This is a genomic window from Salegentibacter flavus (genome assembly GCF_900115145.1).
In the GTDB taxonomy this organism is placed as follows: Bacteria; Bacteroidota; Bacteroidia; order Flavobacteriales; family Flavobacteriaceae; genus Salegentibacter; species Salegentibacter flavus.
Map to the genome: position 1 here is coordinate 186,190 of NZ_FOVL01000003.1, position 16,484 is coordinate 202,673.

Here is a 16,484-nt window from a genome sequence, read left to right on the forward strand (position 1 = left end):
AATTAATTGATGCCTAAAGCCTTGGAATGACTTATCGCGCGTTCGCTATCCTTGAAATAACAGGTAGAAACGTGTAGACTTTCAAGGTTCTTAAGGACCTCTACCACCTTATTCTTTTTTCGGGACGTAGTTTGCCGGATATAAACCGCTCTGATATTTTCAGGGAATATCTTGCAGATCCTTTCATAGATATCGGGATCTTTTTGAGAATCATCCCCCAGCAATACATATTTCAAATTAGGATAAAATGAAATGATATCCTTTACCTTTTCGAACTTATGATCGTGAGAGCCACGTCCTGTTAGGAGAAAATCTGAAATTCCGGTTTTAATTTTTTTCAATTTAATTACCGCTTTAGGCAATTGGTGCATGACCGCAAATTCGTGGATAAACCCGTATAAGTTCCATTCGCTGCTGGAAACGTAGAAGAACGAGTTTGAAGCTTGTGCCTCATCCTGCCCTGCGAGACTTAAATACTGGTAGTGTTCAACGACATCATCAAATATCTTTCGCTTATTGATATTTCTAAGCAGCAGGACATAAAGCTTTTTAAAGAAATTATTGGAATGAGAAATTAGAAAGGTATCATCAATATCGGTTATAATAGCGAGTTTACTTTCATAAGGTTTTAAAATCTCCCCGGTTTCAACTATCCCATACCCACTAAATTCAGCACTAACTTCATAAGTATGCCAGCCACTATCCAGCTTTTCATTAAATGGTAGGTTAAACCTAAAATATCCATCATCCAGGGTCTTGGTGACTACTTCTTTGTTTTTAAATTTTAGCCTGATCTGTATATTTTTAAGCGGCTTTATACGAAACATCTGGAAAACCGAAACCGCATGTCTTAACCCACGGCGATCCATCCGGTAACGATCGGGGGCCAGAGATTTAAATAAGTGCCCGAAAACCACGAGCTCCTGCTCATTAACATAACCACGATAGAGTTTAAGATCAAGCTTCAAAATTTTAGTCTTTTATAAAATTTGGTTTCAACCAAATTAGTTAATTTTAAATTTATTAATCAGAGGTATGGAAGAAAATAAGCCGATCCTATTTATAGTTAATCCTATAGCCGGGAATCTAAATAAAGATCAACTTATAATTCAAGTTAAAAAAAACATTGCAAAGACAGGTTCAGAATGTGAATTATATAAAACTTGTGGAGATGAAGATGCTGCTAAAATAAGTTCCCTAATATCAAAAATAACTCCATCCCGGATAATTGTTGCCGGTGGAGACGGTACGATAAAAATGACAGCAGAAATTCTAGCCGATTTTGATCTTCCCCTGGGAATAATTCCCGCAGGGTCTGCCAATGGCCTGGCCTTTAACCTGGGACTTACCATTTTACCTCTTTCCCGTCAGATCGAAATTGCGCTTGGAAATCACTTCAAACAGATAGATATACTTGATATAAACGGGGAATACTGTCTGCATCTAAGTGATTTTGGGGTTAATGCTGAATTAATTAAAAATTACCATTTCTCCAACATACGTGGCAAATTTGGGTATTTATTACATTCTATCCCTACGCTAATTCGAAGTAAATATCCATTCGAATTTGAAATAAATACCGAAAATGCCTGTTTTAAGAAAAAAGGAATTTTACTCGCTTTTGCTAACTTCGGAAAATACGGCACCGGTGCCAATATTAATCCGCATGGGAAGCCCGATGATGGTGTTTTTGAAATAATTATTTTTAAGGAGTTCGATATTCTCGAAATTTTTAAAACCCTCAGAAATGAAGATGACCTCGATCCCGAATTTGCCGAGATTATTCAGGCTACCCATGCAAAGGTGAGATGTAATACTCCGGTTGCTTTTCAGATTGATGGGGAATACATTGGGGAAAAGGAAGAAATCGAAGTAAATATCATTCCGAAAAAGTTAAAAATTGCCACTCCCCCTAATTAATATCTAATTGTTTATTATTCCAATCCGGAATTAGGAGCAAACTCCCTTACTTCGAAAGCTGAGATCTAATGCCTATTAAAAACTAAAAAGGAGCCTGATGCAGGCCCCTTTAATTAAATTTTTGGGTCTCCTATAAGGACATCGCTTTTCCTCCACCCAATTCTTCTACTGGCCCACAAGGAATGTATTTCCCGGGGACTGGATCATACCACATAACATTTTCACCAATTTCTTCACTGGTTTTATAAGCCCAAATTCCCATATCCCTAACATTTTGCAAATAGGCAAATGCACCAGCATCGTTATCCAGGTTGAGATCCGGATCTTTATCCTGAGGATCCTGGGTTTCTGTATTTCTTCTGGCATATCTCTCCCGATCCTCAGGGGTAGCACGAAGATATTTTGCTACAAACTCTTCATATTCTTCCGCTTTGCCCTTCTCCTGATCTTTGTCAAATTCTGTTTTGAAGGCTGCCGAAAAGGCATCAGCAGAACGTTTAAAATCTTCTCCGCGCTCTACAGGAGCAACTTCCTGCATATAAGAATCGATAAACTGAGCGATATTTAGATCGTTGGCTCCGGGAGTCTCTGTTTTCGGCAAAATCACTTCCAGGATCTGTTTAAGTGCAAAACCATTAGAAGCGCTTAAAAATGCCGGTTCCCAGTCATAGCCTGGTTCATTCTTACAGCTTTGTAATAAACTTAAAGTTGTAGGACCAACTACCATTACTCCGGCACCTAATCCAATGTTTTTTAATGCTTGTCTTCTGTTCATAATAAGGAATTAAACTTTAGATGATTTTTCAAAATTTTTGGAGGCGTGGTCTGCCGCCCGGGCAGTCATAGCCATATAGGTTAAAGATGGATTCTGGCAACCTGCAGAGGTCATAAAGGATCCATCGGTTACATATACATTAGGAACATCGTGTACCTGATTATTAGCATTTAAAACAGAGGTCTTGCGATCTCTGCCCATTCTAGCCGTTCCCATTTCGTGAATTCCGAGTCCAGGCGCGCCAATGTTATCGTAGCCATTCACATCCTTTAATCCGGCTTTTTCAAGCATCTCTACGGCTTGTGCAACCATATCCTCGCGCATCTTGAGTTCGTTTTCTTTAAATTCGGCATCAAAGGTAATGGTAGGAAGTCCCCATTCATCTTTTTTGTCGTAATCCAGGGTCATTTTGTTTTCGTGATACGGTAAGGTTTCTCCAAAGCCCATAAGGCCCATTGTCCAGCCTCCGGGTTTGACAATTGCCTCTTTCAGTTCTTTCCCATATCCGGCTTCTGCTATAGCTTCAGCCCAGTTTCCTCTACTAGCCCCTCCTTGGTAACCATAACCTCGTTTAAACCCGAGATTTTCGTTCTCTTTTAGATTTCTGAAGCGAGGCAGATAAATACCATTGGGTTTTCTTCCTTTATAATATTGATCTTCAAAACCATCAAATTTTCCTGAAGCCCCTGCTCTAAAATGATGGTCCATTACATTATGGCCCAATTCTCCACTGTCGTTACCCATTCCATTTGGAAACCGATCAGATCTGGATTGCAACAAAATACTTGTAGAGGCAATGGTAGAGGCACAAAGAAAAATCACTTTGGCTTTATATTCTATTTCTTCTTTGGTTTCAGCATCAATGATCTTCACTCCACTGGCCAATTTTGTTTCAGGGTCATAAACCACCTGATGTACAACAGAATTGGGTCTGAGAGTCATATTCCCTGTACGTTCAGCTGCTGGCAGGGTAGATGAATTACTACTGAAATAAGCACCATAGGGACAACCTCTGATGCAGCGATTACGGTATTGACATTTAGCACGGCCTTCAAATCCTGAATCACTGGTAATATGAGCGACACGACCCGATGTAAGGTGTCTGCCCTCAAAATTTTCCAGTAAACTTTTTTTAACGTGATCTTCCAGACAGTTCAGTTCCATAGCTGGTTGGAATTTACCATCCGGCAACTGACTTAATCCCAGGTTTTCTCCGCTCACCCCAATATAAGATTCAACATAATCATACCAAGGGGAGATATCCTTATATCTAATTGGCCAATCTACAGCAATACCGTCCCTTTTATTTGCTTCAAAATCAAGATCGCTCAACCTGTAGCTGTGGCGCCCCCACATTATAGATCTTCCTCCAACGTGGTAACCACGCATCCAGTCAAAACGTTTGGTTTCATTATAGGGATGCTTTAAATCATTTACAAACCAGTGAGCACTTGCTTTATTAGTAGTATAGCCGGTACGGCTTTGTTTCTGCTGTTGTTTCACTTCTTCTCTGGTTTGTTGGCCTTTATATTTATAATCCCAGGGGTCATCATTCATTGTTGGATAATCCTCCACATGTTTAACCATACGTCCTCTTTCCAGTACCAAAGTTTTAAAGCCCTTTTCACATAATTCTTTGGCAGCCCAACCACCACTAATCCCGGTACCTACCACAATGGCATCGTAGGTATCATTCTCATAAAGTTTACTCACAATTCTCAAGTTAATTAATAATTTAGTTAATCGGATCTTGTCAAATATATAAATTTATGCTTATAATTTTACTTCTTTAAAAAAAAGTATACTTTTAGGATTCTAAATTCAACCGATTCTAAAACTTCAAAACAATTTTAAACAATCAAACTATGAAAATCTATCAAACCAGGTTTACCTACTTCTTTATTGCCATGTTTTTAATGGCTGGAATTATTTCCTGTAAAGACAGTCAAAAAGACAAAGAGCAGAAAGTTGCTGAAACTTCCCAAAATGAAAATAATGATCCGTTTTTTAAACTTTCCCTGGCCCAATGGTCTTTGAATAAACATATTTTCGCCGGAGATATTGATCCTATGGAATTTGCTCGCGTAGCAAATGAACTGGAATTTGAAGGTATTGAATATGTAAGCGGCTTTTATGCTGAAGGAATAAAAAAAGCCGATGATCCAAAACAAGCTATGCAGGACGTCCTGGATACTCTTAAGGCAAAAAGCGAAAAATATAATGTAGAGAATGTTTTAATAATGGTTGACGGCGAAGGTGAACTAGCCAGTCCAGATGAAGATACTAGAAACACTGCGGTAGAAAACCATAAGAAATGGGTGGATGCCGCTGAATTTTTGGGCTGCCACTCTATTCGGGTTAATCTATTTGGTACCAACGACAAAGAGGAATGGAAAAGCGCAGCTGTTGATGGCCTCACAAAACTTTCAGAATATGCATCAGAAAAAAATGTGAACGTACTGGTAGAAAATCACGGATACCTATCTTCAAATGCCGCTTTGCTTGCTGAAGTTATGGAAGAGGTGAATTTGGAAAACTGTGGCACCCTGCCTGATTTTGGTAATTTTTGTCTTAAAAGAAAAGATGGAGAACAATGGGAAGCCGAATGCGTAGAAGAGTATCCCATCTACCAGGGCATAGAAGAAATGATGCCTTATGCCAAAGCGGTAAGTGCTAAATCCTACGATTTTGATGAAGAAGGTAATGAAACTAAATTAGATTACGCGAGGATCCTTAAAATAATAAAAGAAGCCGGATATACCGGATTTATTGGTGTTGAGTACGAAGGGGAAAGACTCTCTGAAAAGGAAGGCATAATCGCGACAAGGGACCTGCTTATTAAAGAAGGAAGCAAACTAAACGACAATCAGTAAAAAATACAATTACGCAAGAATGAAAAATTTAGTTCGCTTTCAATTATCAGCAATGATGTTCCTGGAATTCTTTATCTGGGGGGGATGGTTTGTAACCCTTGGAACATTTCTGGGAAATAATTTAGAGGCCACCGGTGCACAAACCGGAATGGCTTTTTCAACACAATCCTGGGGGGCAATAATAGCCCCTTTTATAATCGGTTTGATAGCCGACCGATTTTTTAATGCCGAAAGAATTCTGGGAGTTTTACATCTGCTAGGCGCTGGATTGCTATATCTAATGTTTAACGCAGATGATTTCTCTACCTTCTATCCTTTGGTTTTGGGGTATATGATTATTTATATGCCCACCCTGGCCCTGGTAAATTCTATTTCCTTTAACCAAATGACCGATCCCTCGAAGCAGTTTTCAGGAATCCGTGTCTTCGGAACTCTGGGATGGATAATTGCCGGAATGGTGATCAGTTACCTTGCATGGGATTCCGCAGAAGGCAGAGCTGATGGACTCCTTAGAAATACCTTTCTTATGGTTTCTGTCGCTTCGGCTGTGTTGGGGATTTTCAGCTTTACCCTGCCAAAAACCCCACCAACCAGTAAAGGAGAAAAAGTGACGCTTTCGGAAATTTTAGGCCTGGAAGCCCTTGCCTTATTAAAGGGGAAAAATTTCCTAATGTTCTTTATAGCATCGGTCTTAATCTGTATTCCACTGGCTTTTTATTACCAGAATGCAAATCCATTCCTGGCAGAAGTTGGGATGGAAGACCCCACTGCAATGATGACCATCGGGCAGATTTCTGAGGTGCTTTTCCTCTTACTCCTCCCCTTTTTCTTTAAAAAATTCGGATTTAAGATCACCTTGCTGGCAGGTATGCTGGCCTGGACTTTAAGATATTTACTTTTCGCTTACGGAGATGCCGGTGAACTGGCTTACATGCTAATCATCGGGATCGCCCTGCACGGGATTTGTTACGATTTTTTCTTCGTAGCGGGTCAGATCTATACCGATTCTAAAGCGGGCCCAAAGATCAAAAGTGCAGCGCAAGGCCTTATCACCCTGGCCACCTATGGGGTTGGGATGTTGATAGGTTTCTGGGTAGCCGGACAAATAAGTGACATGTACCTTAATACCGATGGCACCCATGACTGGGAACAGATCTGGATTGTACCGGCAGGATTCGCCTTGGTAGTAATGATTTTATTTGCTATTTTCTTCAAAGATGAGAAAATCGCTAAAAAAGATATTGAAATATAACTTAGTAAAAACTATGAGTAAAAAGATAAAATTAGGCATTCTTGGTGGAGGAGGCGATTCCCTCATTGGGATCCTGCACCGGGTGGCTTCTTCGATGTATGACAAATATGAACTGGTAGGCGGTGTTTTTAATCCTGAAAAATCTGAAAGCATCAAGTTTGCTGAAAAGATTGGTATAGGCACAGATCGCATCTATAAGGATCTGGATGAGTTGGTTTCTGAAGAAAATAAACTTCCTGAAACAGAACGTATACAGGTGGTTTCAATTCTTACTCCGAACTTTCTCCATTTCCCTATGGCCAAGCAGTTGTTGGAAAACGGTTTTAATGTGATTTGTGAAAAACCTATGACCACCACCTATAAGGAAGCTAGGATCCTGGAGGAAACCCAAAAACAATCAGGAGCCATTTTTGCCGTGACCTACACCTATACGGGGTATCCTATGATTAGGCAGATGAAAGAAATGATAGCTTCCGGAAGGATAGGGAAAATCCAGAAAATAGACGTGCAGTATTATCAGGGTTGGATAAACCCTATCATTCACGATGAAGAAAAAAGAGCAAATACCTGGAGATTGGATCCGGAGAAATCCGGAATAAGCTGTTGCGTAGGAGATATTGGAACCCACGCTTTCGATATGATTGAATATGTTAGCGGTCTGGAAGTACAAAAGGTCCTGGCGGACCTTAATTACCTCTACAAAGACAACAAAATGGATATAGACGGAACGATTATGTTGCGCTTTTCAGAATATGTAAAAGGAATCATCAGGTCCAGCCAGATCGCTACCGGGGAAGAAAATAACTTTACTGTTAGTATCTACGGAGAAAAAGCAGGTTTGAAATGGGAACAGGAAAATCCTAATTATTTGTACCTGATGGAAGATGGAGAACCAATGAAAGTTTTAAAACCCGGGCACCCTTATAATTCTGATCTTTCTTTAGACGGCACCAAACTTCCTCCCGGTCATCCCGAAGGTATCTTTGATTCGATGGGAAATATCTATAAAGGAGTGGCCAGAGCTATTAATAAAGAAGATTATCACCCCGGAGAATTCCCGACGATAAAAGACGGCATCCGCGGAATGAATTTTATAGAAAAAGCCGTGGAATCCCATAACAAAGGTAATGTTTGGGTAAAAATTGATGAATAAAATATAAGCCCAAGAGGCTTTTCAACTTAAATTTTTTGACAAGATGAAAATGAAAACCATAAAAGGACCGGCAGTATTTCTTGCTCAGTTCATGGACTCCAAAGCCCCCTTCAATAGCCTGGATGGCCTATGTAAATGGGCGTCAGAACTGGGTTATAAAGGAATACAGATCCCAACCTGGGAAACGGCCCTGATCGATCTGAAAAAAGCAGCGGAAAGCAAAGATTATTGTGATGAATTAAAAGGAAAGATAGGTTCGTACGGGTTAGAGATCACTGAGCTTTCTACCCATCTACAGGGACAGCTTGTAGCTGTGCATCCTGCCTATGATACAATGTTTGATAATTTCGCTCCCGATGATTATAAAAATAATCCAAAGAAACGAACAGAATGGGCGATTCAACAGCTTAAATATGCTGCCAAAGCCAGTAGAAATCTTGGTTTGGATGTTCACGGAACATTCAGCGGCTCTTTGCTGTGGCATACCGCACATCCATGGCCGCAACGGCCACAAGGCCTTGTGGAAATGGGGTTTAAAGAATTAGCTGATCGTTGGTTGCCAATTCTAAACGAATTTGACGAATACGGTGTAGATGTTTGTTACGAGGTACACCCGGGAGAAGACCTGCACGATGGAGTAACTTTTGAAAGATTTCTTGACGCCACCAACAATCATAATCGGGTAAACCTTTTGTATGACCCAAGCCATTTTGTACTTCAGCAACTGGATTATATCGAGTATATAGATCACTATCACGAGTACATAAAAATGTTTCACGTTAAGGATGCAGAATTTAATCCCACCGGAAAAAAAGGCACTTTTGGCGGCTATGAAGACTGGAAAGACCGGGCTGGAAGATACCGGAGCCCTGGGGACGGGCAGGTGGATTTTAAGACTATTTTCTCGAAACTCACCGAATACGGCTGTGATGTTTGGGCGGTGATGGAATGGGAGTGTTGCATTAAGTCTCCGGAACAGGGAGCACAGGAAGGAGCACCATTCATAAAAAATCATATCATAGAAGCTACTCAAAAGAAATTTGATGATTTTGCAGGGACTGAAATCGATGAAGATAAATTAAAACGAATATTAGGAATCGACTAAAACCAACCATATGAAAAAAATAAGTTTTGCATTAATCACAACCGCCTTGCTTATGGTGGGGTGTAAGGATAACTCCAAAAACGAGGAAAACACCGTATCTGAACCAGATATCACAATGAATGAAGACCAGGAAAAAGAATGGGAAGAACTTTTCAACGGAAATGATCTTGAAGGCTGGAAAGCCTTTAACAGCGATTCTATTTCTAACCAATGGAAAGCTGAAGAAGGGACAATTGCTTTTTCTCCTGCTGAAGGAGAGCGTCAGGGAACTGAGAACCTGGTCACAGAAGAACAATATGAAAATTTTGAACTTTCCCTGGAATGGAAAATTTCAGAAGGCGGAAACAGCGGGATAATGTGGGGGGTACAGGAAGACTTTAGCGAACCATATCTTACAGGTCCCGAAATACAGGTGCTGGATAACGAAGGGCATCCGGATGCCAAAAACGGCCCAATCAGGCAGGCAGGGGCACTTTACGACATGGTTCCGCCATCTGAAGACGTTACCAAACCTGCGGGAGAATGGAACACTACAGTGATTAGAATAAATCATGAAGAGAATAAAGGTTCTGTAGAGATGAATGGCACGCTGGTTACAGAATTTGCATTACATGGTGAAGAATGGGACGAAATGGTAAACAACTCAAAGTTTAAGGAGTGGGAGGATTTTGGAAAAACCCATAAGGGCCATATCGCATTACAGGACCATGGAGATAAGGTTTGGTATCGGAATATTAAGATTAAGGAACTGGATTAAAACTATAATTCTTAGTTAAAAAACTGCAATCGGTCCAGGCTGATTGCAGTTTTTTGTTTTCAGTTAAAACCAAATTCATAAATTTAAAGTAAAATCTAACCTATGAAAACTAATAAGGTAAAGTTTAAAAATAAAAATGGCGAAGAATTAATGGGTTACCTGGAACTACCCCATAATCAGGATCCACATAACTTTGTGTTATTTGCACATTGTTTTACCTGTAATAAAAATTTCTTCGCGGCTAAAAATATTAGTCGTTCCCTTGCATCTGCCGGTTATGGGGTTTTAAGGTTCGATTTTACCGGACTTGGAGAAAGCGAAGGGGATTTTTCAGACACCAATTTTTCAGGTAATATTCAGGACCTGGTGGCTGCAGCCGAATTCTTAAAAGAAGAACATCAGGCTCCCGGTCTGCTGGTAGGACATTCCCTTGGTGGCGCGGCCGTTTTGTATGCAGCAAAACAAATAGCTTCTGTAAAAGCAGTTGCCACCGTTGCGGCTCCCTCTACCATAAAACACGTAGAAGGTTTGTTGCGCAGCAATATTGACGAAATCGAAAAAAGCGGAAAAGCCAGTGTTAATATCGGCGGACGTCCTTTTGAGGTGAAAAAGCAATTCCTGGATGATATTCGGGAACACGATCTAAGTTCCTATTTAAGCGACCTAAAAAGAGCCCTTCTCATCCTGCATTCACCACAAGACAGAATTGTAGGAATAAAAAATGCCGAAGAACTCTACGTGGCGGCGAAGCATCCTAAAAGTTTCATTTCCCTTGATGGCGCAAGTCATTTAATGGAGGCAGAAGAAGATGCAGTTTACGCAGGAAATACCATCGCGACCTGGGCTCAAAAATATCTGCAAATTGAAGAAAAAACTCTCCCTGAATCCCAGAGTGATGTTGTAGCTAATCTTGGAAGTACAGGCTATACTACCCAAATGAAAGCCGGAAAACATCATTTTACCGCCGATGAACCGGTTAAAGCCGGAGGCAATGATTATGGGCCCACCCCCTATCAGTTAGTTTCGGCAGGTTTGGCTGCCTGTACCTCTATGACTCTCCATATGTATGCAAGGAGAAAAAAATGGCCGCTGGAAAATGTGGAAACTCACGTTTCTTATTCTCGGGAACACGCCAGTGATTGTGATAATTGTGAAGACAAAGCTGCAAAATTAGATACCTTTAAAAGGGAAATCCAAATAAAAGGTGATCTTGATGAAAAACAGAAAAAAAGACTTTTGGAAATAGCAGATAAATGTCCGGTACACAAAAGTTTAACCAGCAAAAATCAAATCCCTACATTTCTAAAAAGTTAACCTGAAAGGTATATAAAACCGCCATAGCGCTACCATGACCAATGTTAAGCTCTCCTTAAATCTTTGGTGAACAATATGAATAGACCTAATTTAGTTATGTTAAATCTGAAAACCAATCAATAGATTATGAAACGTATTAGTTTATCATTAGTAATTTTTGCTTCAATAGCAATTATCGGGTGTAAAAACGATAAGAAAGAAGAAGACAAGACTACAACTGACTCTGAAATGAACTCAACCATGGATGACATGGAGGAGGAAAATGAGATCAGAAAAGCAACTGCAACTATGAGTCCGAATAACAACAGTAATCTTGGCGGAGAAGTTGTTTTTACACAAGAAAACGGAGAAGTTAGTATGACGGCTCTTATTACCGGACTTCCGGAGGGAGAACATGCCATACATATTCACGAGTTTGGAGACTGTTCTATGGAAGATGGTTCCTCAGCCGGTGGCCATTGGAATCCAACCGATGAAAAACACGGAAAATGGGGTGACCCTGAAGGCTACCACAAAGGTGATATCGGTAACTTCACTACCGACTCTAATGGCAATGGGACTATAACTATGACCACCGATGAATGGTGTATTGGTTGTGGCGATGAAGAAAAAGATATTTTAGGTAAATCGATTATTGTGCACGATGGAGTTGATGATTTTACCTCTCAGCCAGCTGGAAATGCCGGTACACGTGTTGGATGTGGTGTAATAGAAGAATAACCCATTCCTACATAAATAAACTTAAAAGCGGCCTTTGCCGCTTTTTCTAAATCTAAACCTAAATATTATGAATATTTTTGAAGCCCTGCGGCAAGAACACGAAATCCAACGTGAATTAGTAGACAAACTCACGAAGACCCATGGTGATACCGAAGAAAGAAAAAAGATCTTCGAGCAACTGAAACATGAACTCAAAATCCATGCAGATGCCGAAGAAAGACATTTCTATGTGCCACTGATGAAGAAAGATCTAACCCAGGGAAAAGCGCGACACAGCGTTGCCGAGCATCACGAAATGGATGAACTTATCGAGAAGCTTGAAGACACCGAAATGGATGCTTCTAACTGGTTGAAGCTGGCAAAAGAGCTTGCACATATTGTAATTCATCACCTGGATGAAGAGGAGCATGAAGTTTTTCAAATGGCAGGTAAAGCTCTCACCGATAAGCAAAAGATCTCCCTTGCTGAAGATTACAATAAGGAAATAAGAAAAACTCGCTAAAGCGAATTATTCTAAGGAAGAAAGCCGGTCTTAATCAGACCGGTTTTTTTGGTTAAATTTCTTCTTTATCAATTTTCATCTTTCTTTCATAGCCCTTATATGGACGTATTATCAGTCTGGCTGCTTTATCGTAATTAATATAATTATAGACCCAGTTAAAGAAGGTTATCAGGCGGTTTCGGAAACCAATTAAAAACCAGAGGTGAACAAACATCCAGACAAACCAGGCAGAAAAGCCTGAGAATCTCATCCTTCCCAAATCTACTACTGCCCTATTGCGACCAACGGTAGCCATTGTTCCCTTATCCCGATATTCAAAAGCTTCGAGTTGCTCTCCTTTTATAAGTCTTTTTAAATTTTTGGCCAGATGTTTACCCTGCTGAATTGCGGGTTGTGCTACCATAGGGTGACCCTTAGGATATTCTTTGGTTTGCATTAAGGCAATATCTCCAATTGCAAAAACATTTTCATAACCTTTTACCTGGTTAAAAGCGTTTACTTCATACCTATTAGCTTTCTCTTTGATCGCAGAAGCATTTAAGCCCTTTACAGGTGCTCCAGTTACTCCGGCTGACCAGATAAATGTTTCGGTTTTTAATTTAAGATCGGTATTGGTGGTGACCAGGTGACCATCATAACTTTCCACCATCGTATTTAAATGAATATCTACGCCCAGTTCTTTTAAAAATTGGTTAGCTTTCCTTGAAGCATGTTCACTCATTGGAGGCAAAACCCTATCCAGTCCTTCCAGGAGATGGATATGCATCTCGGTGGGATCTATATCCGGATAATCATTAGGAACAATATGGTTACGCAATTCTGCAATAGCACCGCTTAATTCAACTCCCGTTGGCCCCGCTCCTACCAGCACGAAATTGAGAAGCGCTTTTCTCTTTTCAGGATCATCTGTAATAACAGCCTGCTCAAGATTTTCAAGGATCAAGCTACGGATATTCAAGGCCTGGGGAACTGTTTTCATCCACATCCCGTGCTCTTCGATACTCTTATTTCCGAAGAAATTGGTTTTTGAGCCGGTAGCGATTACCAGATAATCGTAGGCCAAATCTCCAATGTTGGTAGAGATTGTATTCGCTTCAGCATTGATAGAATTTACCTCAGCCAGCCGGAAAATCGCCTTTTTACTACTTCGGGTGATTTTTCTAAGAGGATATGCGATAGAATCTGGCTCCAGTCCCGAAGTAGAAACCTGGTATAACAATGGTTGAAAGGTGTGATAATTATGCCGATCTAAGATAACCACCTGCAGATCTTCCTTAAGTAGGATTCTTGCCAGTGACATTCCGGCAAATCCACCGCCAACAATAACCAATCGGGGCAACTCAGTTCTGGGTATATTCATAAATACTGGTTTTAATCAAATTTACTTTTTCTATGAGTTTAATTGAAAAATAAACCTGTCCTTAACGATACTTTATAGTTTTTTGTAACATTGTACCTAAATTAACTACCTATATGCGCTAAGCATTTCCTGTGGATAAAGAATTAGAACATCAGTTTATAACCAATCTAGAGAAGCATCAGAATATTGCGCACAAAATCTGTCGCATTTATACAAATGATCAGGATTCCCACAATGACTTATTCCAGGAGATAACAATTCAGCTCTGGAAAGCCTATCCTAAATTTCGGGGTGAAGCTAAATTCAGTACCTGGATGTACAGAGTCGCGCTGAATACTGCTATCACTTTGTACCGGAAGAAAAAAAGAAGCATAAAGACCCAGGATTTTGATACGGTACATTTCAAGATAAAAAGTGAAGAATATAACGGGGAAGTAGAAGAAAATTTAAAACTGATGTATGCCGCAATTAAGGAACTCAATGATATTGAAAAAGCTCTGGTTTTTCTTTATTTAGAGGAAAAGAACTACAGGGAAATTTCTGAAACTTTAGGGATAACTGAAGTTAATGCCAGGGTGAAGATGAATAGAGTAAAGACAAAGTTAAAAAGCATAATAAATCCGTAACGGAATATGGATGAACTTGATATATTAAAAAAAGATTGGAAACAGCAGGAAGCATCGCTTCCTAAGCTTTCCTATAATGAGATCTATAAGATGCTATGGAAGAAATCTTCTTCTATTGTGAAATGGATTTTTATTATCAGTATTCTGGAACTTCTGTTCTGGGGAGTGCTCAATATTTTACTCTCAGACGGGGAATTCTGGAAGAGAATGGAAATCATTCACCTAAAAGAATTTACCGTGGGAGTTTATGTTCTAAGCTACGCCGTTACCTTTTATTTCATTTACCGGTTTTACCAGAATTACAAAAAGATATCGAGTACCGATGATGCAGCTACCTTAATGAAGAACATTTTAACCACCCGTAAAACGGTGAAGTATTACGTGGGCTTTATAATTATCTCTACAGCCCTGACATCTTTAGTGTACGCGTATTTCACAATTTTTCACCACGCGGCTACTACTGAAGTGACGGACCCAGCAAAATATAGCTTCAGCATCACCCAATGGCTTGTTCTCACCTCGGCTATAATTTTTGGCTTAGCTATTTTCTTAGGAGCATTATGGCTTTTCTACCGCCTTTTATATGGTATCCTTTTAAACCGACTAAATAAAAATTATAAGGATTTAAAGAATTTAGAGGAATAAAAAAGCGCCGTTTGGCACTCTATTTTCTAATAGTTATAGGTCAATTGTTCGATACTCCCAACAGGAATAGCTCGTTATCTGGCCCATATTTTATTTATATTGAAATATATTTCAAGAAGTTTTCCATTCCAAGTCTTATTCTTACCAGAAAACCAAGTTGTGAAAAACTATGTTTATAACTCACCAGTCAAATTCTAAAATTACAGCTTATTCCTGATAACTTTACTTTTGTAAAATCATACCAGCGGGTATTACTTTTTGTAATAAACAAGGGGAATCATGTGAGAATCATGAGCTGTTGCGCAACTGTAAAGTAGATTTATCTACAAGCCAGGTTACCTTCCCAACGGGCTGACTTTTGCTTTCGCATAAAAAGTAAATGTCCAGGATAACATTTTTGCGGGTCTCCGCATCTTCACTTTCCCCTAGACACAAATTTGCTTTAATGCTTTTGAATTGGAAACTAAAAAAAAGTAATATGAGTATTTTTCAAAAACGGGTAAACTATAAACCTTTCGAATATCCTGAAATCCTTCAATTTACTGAAGCTATAAACCGTTCGTTCTGGGTGCATTCTGAAGTAGATTTTACTGCCGATGTTCAGGATTTTCATTCGCATCTTAGCGAAAATGAAAAGCAGGTGATTAAAAAAAGTCTCCTTGCGATTGCCCAAATTGAAGTAGCCGTAAAATCGTTTTGGGGTGACCTTTACCAACACCTGCCAAAACCAGAGTTTAACGGACTGGGAAGTACCTTTGCCGAATGTGAATTCAGACATTCTGAAGCTTATTCCCGCTTGCTTGAAGTGCTGGGCTATAATAATGAATTTGAAAAATTAATTGAAACCCCGGTTATCAAAAAAAGGGTCGCATATCTCTCTGAAGCTTTATCGAATACAAAATCTTCAGATGACGAAAAATACGTGTTTTCCCTTATTTTATTTTCAATTTTAATCGAAAATGTTTCCCTTTTTAGTCAGTTTGCTATTATTCTTTCCTTTAGCCGATTTAAAGGAGTGATGAAAAATGTGAGCAATATTATCGCCTGGACCTCGGTAGACGAACAAATTCACGCTAATGCAGGAATTTATATTGTAAATCAGATCAAAAATGAATTTCCCGAATTCTTTAATGAAGAAACCAAATCTAAAATTAGAGAGATCGTAGCTCATTCTATGGAAGTAGAATCTGAAATTCTTGATTGGATCTTTGCTGATGGCTCCTTAGAACAATGCAAAAAGAAAGACCTCCTAAATTTTATGAAATATCGTGTAGACGATAGCCTTGAAAAAATTGGTTTGGAAAAACTCTACTTCGTTTCAGAATACGACTATAAAGCGATGCTGTGGTTTGAGGAAGAAGTTTTCGCTAACAGTCTAGACGATTTTTTCGCTAAACGCCCGGTAGACTATACCAAGCACGATAAAAGTATCACCGCAGATGATCTTTTTTAAAGAATTTTCTGCAGAATTATTTCACCTTA

The 16,484-nt window shown here is 39.5% G+C and carries 16 protein-coding genes and 1 riboswitch; of the genes, 12 read left to right on the forward strand and 4 right to left on the reverse strand.

Features of this window, described 5'->3' with window-relative positions; all coding sequences use genetic code 11:
* Positions 1-2 precede the first annotated feature (2 nt).
* The gene (locus tag BM266_RS04340) at positions 3-968 is read right to left on the reverse strand and encodes an App1 family protein (protein WP_093406321.1); all 966 of its coding nucleotides are present in this window, start codon (positions 966-968) and stop codon (positions 3-5) included.
* A gap of 67 nt (positions 969-1,035) precedes the next feature.
* Here BM266_RS04340 and BM266_RS04345 point away from each other — a divergent pair, with 67 nt between their 5' ends.
* Positions 1,036-1,920 (forward strand): diacylglycerol/lipid kinase family protein, encoded by an 885-nt coding sequence (locus BM266_RS04345; RefSeq protein ID WP_093406323.1) that lies wholly within the window; start codon positions 1,036-1,038, stop codon positions 1,918-1,920.
* 130 nt (positions 1,921-2,050) lie between these two features.
* Here BM266_RS04345 and BM266_RS04350 read toward each other — a convergent pair whose 3' ends face one another.
* A complete protein-coding gene (locus tag BM266_RS04350; protein ID WP_093406326.1) occupies positions 2,051-2,695 on the reverse strand; it encodes a gluconate 2-dehydrogenase subunit 3 family protein in 645 nt (214 codons plus the stop codon).
* A gap of 9 nt (positions 2,696-2,704) precedes the next feature.
* Positions 2,705-4,408 carry a GMC oxidoreductase gene (locus tag BM266_RS04355; protein WP_093406438.1) on the reverse strand — a complete coding sequence of 568 codons (1,704 nt, stop codon included), beginning with the start codon at positions 4,406-4,408 and terminating at the stop codon, positions 2,705-2,707.
* Between the two features lie 152 nt (positions 4,409-4,560).
* Here BM266_RS04355 and BM266_RS04360 point away from each other — a divergent pair, with 152 nt between their 5' ends.
* From BM266_RS04360 to BM266_RS04395, 8 genes are all read left to right on the forward strand, one after another.
* Positions 4,561-5,568, forward strand: coding sequence for a sugar phosphate isomerase/epimerase family protein (locus BM266_RS04360; protein ID WP_093406328.1), 1,008 nt, complete (start codon positions 4,561-4,563; stop codon positions 5,566-5,568).
* Positions 5,569-5,587: 19 nt separating this feature from the next.
* A complete protein-coding gene (locus tag BM266_RS04365) occupies positions 5,588-6,820 on the forward strand; it encodes a nucleoside permease (RefSeq protein WP_093406331.1) in 1,233 nt (410 codons plus the stop codon).
* Positions 6,821-6,833: 13 nt separating this feature from the next.
* Positions 6,834-7,973: a Gfo/Idh/MocA family protein gene (locus BM266_RS04370; RefSeq protein WP_093406441.1), complete on the forward strand. Its 1,140-nt coding sequence runs from the start codon at positions 6,834-6,836 to the stop codon at positions 7,971-7,973.
* A 49-nt stretch (positions 7,974-8,022) separates the two neighbouring features.
* Positions 8,023-9,078 (forward strand): sugar phosphate isomerase/epimerase family protein, encoded by a 1,056-nt coding sequence (locus BM266_RS04375; protein WP_093406443.1) that lies wholly within the window; start codon positions 8,023-8,025, stop codon positions 9,076-9,078.
* A 10-nt stretch (positions 9,079-9,088) separates the two neighbouring features.
* On the forward strand, positions 9,089-9,835 hold the full coding sequence (locus BM266_RS04380; protein WP_093406333.1) for a DUF1080 domain-containing protein: 747 nt from the start codon (positions 9,089-9,091) through the stop codon (positions 9,833-9,835).
* A 102-nt stretch (positions 9,836-9,937) separates the two neighbouring features.
* A complete protein-coding gene (locus tag BM266_RS04385; RefSeq protein WP_093406336.1) occupies positions 9,938-11,149 on the forward strand; it encodes a bifunctional alpha/beta hydrolase/OsmC family protein in 1,212 nt (403 codons plus the stop codon).
* 126 nt (positions 11,150-11,275) lie between these two features.
* On the forward strand, positions 11,276-11,869 hold the full coding sequence (locus tag BM266_RS04390; protein WP_093406338.1) for a superoxide dismutase family protein: 594 nt from the start codon (positions 11,276-11,278) through the stop codon (positions 11,867-11,869).
* Between the two features lie 67 nt (positions 11,870-11,936).
* Positions 11,937-12,371: a hemerythrin domain-containing protein gene (locus BM266_RS04395; RefSeq protein ID WP_093406340.1), complete on the forward strand. Its 435-nt coding sequence runs from the start codon at positions 11,937-11,939 to the stop codon at positions 12,369-12,371.
* A 52-nt stretch (positions 12,372-12,423) separates the two neighbouring features.
* Here the strand turns inward: BM266_RS04395 and BM266_RS04400 are convergent, their stop codons facing one another.
* Positions 12,424-13,731: an NAD(P)/FAD-dependent oxidoreductase gene (locus BM266_RS04400; RefSeq protein ID WP_093406343.1), complete on the reverse strand. Its 1,308-nt coding sequence runs from the start codon at positions 13,729-13,731 to the stop codon at positions 12,424-12,426.
* 131 nt (positions 13,732-13,862) lie between these two features.
* Between BM266_RS04400 and BM266_RS04405 the strand changes: the two genes are divergently transcribed.
* The 3 genes from BM266_RS04405 to BM266_RS04415 all read left to right on the forward strand — a co-directional run bounded on the left by BM266_RS04405 (position 13,863) and on the right by BM266_RS04415 (position 16,455).
* Entirely contained in the window at positions 13,863-14,357 is a 495-nt protein-coding gene (locus tag BM266_RS04405; RefSeq protein WP_093406345.1) for an RNA polymerase sigma factor, read from the forward strand.
* Positions 14,358-14,363: 6 nt separating this feature from the next.
* A complete protein-coding gene (locus BM266_RS04410) occupies positions 14,364-15,002 on the forward strand; it encodes a hypothetical protein (protein ID WP_093406348.1) in 639 nt (212 codons plus the stop codon).
* 228 nt (positions 15,003-15,230) lie between these two features.
* Positions 15,231-15,364: riboswitch (cobalamin riboswitch) on the forward strand.
* Positions 15,365-15,480: 116 nt separating this feature from the next.
* On the forward strand, positions 15,481-16,455 hold the full coding sequence (locus BM266_RS04415) for a ribonucleotide-diphosphate reductase subunit beta (RefSeq protein WP_093406446.1): 975 nt from the start codon (positions 15,481-15,483) through the stop codon (positions 16,453-16,455).
* The last annotated feature ends 29 nt before the right edge of the window (positions 16,456-16,484 follow it).

What these genes read in the sequence shown, in the direction of transcription:
- BM266_RS04350 (WP_093406326.1), bottom strand. Translation starts at nt 2,695, where the DNA reads ATGAACAGAAGACAAGCATTAAAAAACATTGGATTAGGTGCCGGAGTA.
- BM266_RS04380 (WP_093406333.1), top strand. Translation starts at nt 9,089, where the DNA reads ATGAAAAAAATAAGTTTTGCATTAATCACAACCGCCTTGCTTATGGTG.
- BM266_RS04370 (WP_093406441.1), top strand. Translation starts at nt 6,834, where the DNA reads ATGAGTAAAAAGATAAAATTAGGCATTCTTGGTGGAGGAGGCGATTCC.
- BM266_RS04390 (WP_093406338.1), top strand. Translation starts at nt 11,276, where the DNA reads ATGAAACGTATTAGTTTATCATTAGTAATTTTTGCTTCAATAGCAATT.
- BM266_RS04360 (WP_093406328.1), top strand. Translation starts at nt 4,561, where the DNA reads ATGAAAATCTATCAAACCAGGTTTACCTACTTCTTTATTGCCATGTTT.
- BM266_RS04410 (WP_093406348.1), top strand. Translation starts at nt 14,364, where the DNA reads ATGGATGAACTTGATATATTAAAAAAAGATTGGAAACAGCAGGAAGCA.
- BM266_RS04400 (WP_093406343.1), bottom strand. Translation starts at nt 13,731, where the DNA reads ATGAATATACCCAGAACTGAGTTGCCCCGATTGGTTATTGTTGGCGGT.
- BM266_RS04375 (WP_093406443.1), top strand. Translation starts at nt 8,023, where the DNA reads ATGAAAACCATAAAAGGACCGGCAGTATTTCTTGCTCAGTTCATGGAC.
- BM266_RS04395 (WP_093406340.1), top strand. Translation starts at nt 11,937, where the DNA reads ATGAATATTTTTGAAGCCCTGCGGCAAGAACACGAAATCCAACGTGAA.
- BM266_RS04345 (WP_093406323.1), top strand. Translation starts at nt 1,036, where the DNA reads ATGGAAGAAAATAAGCCGATCCTATTTATAGTTAATCCTATAGCCGGG.
- BM266_RS04385 (WP_093406336.1), top strand. Translation starts at nt 9,938, where the DNA reads ATGAAAACTAATAAGGTAAAGTTTAAAAATAAAAATGGCGAAGAATTA.
- BM266_RS04415 (WP_093406446.1), top strand. Translation starts at nt 15,481, where the DNA reads ATGAGTATTTTTCAAAAACGGGTAAACTATAAACCTTTCGAATATCCT.
- BM266_RS04365 (WP_093406331.1), top strand. Translation starts at nt 5,588, where the DNA reads ATGAAAAATTTAGTTCGCTTTCAATTATCAGCAATGATGTTCCTGGAA.